Origin of the sequence: Sulfobacillus harzensis (genome assembly GCF_012933365.1) — a bacterium.
Taxonomy (GTDB): Bacteria; Bacillota; Sulfobacillia; order Sulfobacillales; family Sulfobacillaceae; genus Sulfobacillus_B; species Sulfobacillus_B harzensis.
In genome coordinates, this window is sequence record NZ_JABBVZ010000199.1 from 1 (window position 1) to 3,082 (window position 3,082).

Consider the following 3,082-nt stretch of genomic DNA (forward strand, 5'->3'; position numbering starts at 1 on the left):
GCCCCAGAGCCTGGATGGCGCGTATCTCCTAATTTTACCGCAGCGGGGAACGTTTACACAAAAGATCTTACACCCTCTTCCAGGCAGGCGGCATCGGGGTAATAGTCGCACGTCCGGACGCCTTGTATGTCCTGATAGGTAGTTTGTAGACCGTATTGGAGACAGTCCCGATAGATGAGGAACCCGGCTGCCCATAGGGTGCGCTCATCCTCGACGGGGACGTTAGCCACTACCTCGGGGACGTGGATGGTCAGACGTGTAATCAGGCGCCCACTCAGAGATTCCGTGTACTGCATAATGCGCTCCATAGTGTCCCCTCCCATCAATGCGATGCGTAAAAGACGACTACTGCTCAATGCCGACTATAGCACACATGAAAACTGCCGTACGTAGATAGGATTATCCCCCGACAACCGAGAATTAGAGCAGGAGATGCGACCGCCCGCGCGTGACCCGTTAAGGCCACAGGCCTTGTCTGTCCGTCACCAGGGCATTGTGGAGGGAGACAATGGCACGAAGGGTCTATTGGGCAACAGGGATTGGGATGGGGGTCGCCGCGGCCTTAGGGGTAGCCGGTCTGATTTACCATCAACATCAGGTGACTAAAGCGTCGATCCAGCACAAACAACGGGAATACGCGGCGGATATGAGCGCTGCCCAACAGGCCGTTCAGCATCAGCATTGGGCTGCCGCGTTGGCGGCTCTAAAACGCGCGGAGCACGTGCACCCTACGGCCCAGGCACGTACTTTGGTCGCGCGCATTGACGCGGTTGATGGCCCTTATCTCGGCGTTCTCATGAAGTCTACCACGCAGGCTGCGGCGCAGGTGGTGAGTGTGGCGCCGGGAAGCCCGGCCGCGAAAGCCGGGATTCGCCCGGGTGACCGGTTGTTAGGCGGCGCGCCCCAACGCCATGCGGTGACGGCCATAACCTCCGGATTTTACAGCGTCTGGGATGTTGAAGCGCTCGTGGATAAGACGAAGGTGGGGCAGACGCTTTATGTGCAAGTAGACACCCCGCAACAGACCAAGACCACTCTGCTCGTACGTGTCGGACGTCGACCTAGCGGCATCGGGTGGACGACGGGCTATTATCAAAACGCTCGGTTTGGGGTTTCGATTAATCTCCCTGTTCTCCACGATCAGGGACTGCCGTTCGGGTGGGCGCCGTTGTCGACGGCGGGCAGCGATGGGTCAGGGCGCACCTTTTTTGACCCCCATGACCCGGTAGTCTCTATTTCGGTGTATGGCATGAACAACGCGCTGGGGGAGGCCCTCTCGTTCAATGTCCCACCCTCGGCCACGATTCTGAATGCTACCGCCAATGTCTTAGGCAACCCGGGTATCGTGTTTAAAGACACGACGCAACAAAACGGTGTTGCCGTCATCAATGAAGGAATGATAGTCGGAAGCGCTGCAGATGCTTCCCTAAACGGGGTGCAGATTACGGTGCCCAAAGCGCAATGGACCCAATGGCAACCCGTCATCAATGCAGTCCTCAACAGTTTTACACCCGGGGATTTGTCGCAGGCGCATTAGGTCGTCGAACGGACAAGGGTTTCTAGCTGAGTTCTTGAATTAAGCGCGTGCGGTCCCACAATTCCACACCAGCTTGAGCCGCTAATGTCCGGGCATTCGCGGTAAACCCGCTGTTGGTGATGACAAGGGCGCGAGTGGCTCCGTAATGGGCTTTACCGCCGAGCACTTCCTGAATGGCATGGACGCCGACGCTGCCCTGGTAGCGCTTGGCCTGCACGACCACCCGTTGGCCGGTGGGATCGGTGCCCACCAAGTCCGCGCCGAAGTCGCCGGAAGTGGGAGTCAATTGTAGGTGCCAGCCCTGGTCATTGAAATGGAGGCGGAGGCGTTCTTCAAACATCCGGCCGCTCATGCCGTCAATCGCGGTGATGCCGCTGCGCCGGAACGCGTCCCACCACGCCTGTCGGCGCTTCCACCGACGATAAACCCCGTAGCCGACGATCGCGGCCAGCGGCAGCAAGACCCACCAATGCACGGTCAGCCAACGCAATATCGCGTAACTGATGCCCAGCGCGACAAGAAAGATCAATATGCCGGCTTCGCGTCCCTGGCTGCGGATGGAGCGACGAGCCATGGTTCATCCCCTTCTGTTGCCACTATACTCCAGTGCGCGATTCGCGTCAGGGGGAGACGAATTTGTTGGACGTCTCGAGATGCGCGACTCCGGAGAGAAAATACAGTCCTAAAAAAGGAGCTCAGCTATTGTCAACGAATGCCATAACCAAGAGCAGCAGGAGGTGACACCTATGGGATACGGATTATGGTCTGCCCTGCAGCCGCTTGTCGATTTAAATACGGGCCATGTGTTGGCACATGAGGCCTTACTGCGGGGCGCGCCGGGAACGGCGTGGGAATCGCCGGCCGCCTTGTTCCAGAAGGCCACGGAATTGGGACATCGTGTGACCTTGGAGGCGATTGCGCGTGATCTGGCATTGCGTCGGTTGGCCGACTTGCCCGCGCACCAGAAATTATTTCTCAACATTGATGCCATGACGCCCGAAATCCCGGCTACGCCGGGCCATCCAGATGTGGAACCACAGACCGTGGTCTTGGAACTGTCAGAGCAACAACCTGTCTTGACGAATCCTTCGCTACTGGCCCAAGTGCGACGCTGGCGCAAGGCTGGCCATGCGATCGCATTGGATGATTACGGGTCCGGATACATGGGCATTGGCGCTATTCTCACCTTGGAACCGGAATTGCTGAAGTTAGATCGCGTCATCGTGGCAGACTTAGACCAAGATCCGAAACGTCAAATCATTGTGAAGACCATGGTGCGGATGTGCGATGAGTTGGGGATTACGCTCATTGCTGAGGGGATCGAAACACCACGGGAGTTATGGACTCTACAGGATTTGGGTGTCACTGTCGGGCAGGGCTTTCTTTTAGGAAGGCCCGCGCGGGATCCGGTGTTGCAGGTTTCCCTCCCCTCGCGGTCAGCGTCTGATGAGTCTCAGCACGACACTCCGCTAGGAGCTTTTTCAAAAATTGACCCGGACGGCTCCGCGGACGGGTGTCAAAATTCGCTGGGGTGGGCGGCCATTT

4 protein-coding genes are annotated in these 3,082 nt (G+C 57.9%); 2 read left to right on the forward strand and 2 right to left on the reverse strand.

The genetic code is table 11. The features are described 5' to 3' along the window. Nucleotides 1-53 precede the first annotated feature (53 nt). On the reverse strand, nt 54-308 hold the full coding sequence (locus tag HIJ39_RS22160) for a hypothetical protein (RefSeq protein WP_169103214.1): 255 nt from the start codon (nt 306-308) through the stop codon (nt 54-56). A gap of 200 nt (nt 309-508) precedes the next feature. On the opposite strand from HIJ39_RS22160, the gene HIJ39_RS22165 reads away from it, so the two are divergent. Continuing rightward, entirely contained in the window at nt 509-1,537 is a 1,029-nt protein-coding gene (locus HIJ39_RS22165) for a PDZ domain-containing protein (protein ID WP_169103215.1), read from the forward strand. 22 nt (nt 1,538-1,559) lie between these two features. Here HIJ39_RS22165 and HIJ39_RS22170 read toward each other — a convergent pair whose 3' ends face one another. After that, a complete protein-coding gene (locus HIJ39_RS22170) occupies nt 1,560-2,111 on the reverse strand; it encodes a restriction endonuclease (protein ID WP_169103216.1) in 552 nt (183 codons plus the stop codon). 172 nt (nt 2,112-2,283) lie between these two features. Between HIJ39_RS22170 and HIJ39_RS22175 the strand changes: the two genes are divergently transcribed. Then, nucleotides 2,284-3,082 (forward strand): EAL domain-containing protein (locus HIJ39_RS22175; RefSeq protein ID WP_169103217.1); only part of this gene is annotated, 799 nt, incomplete at its 3' end.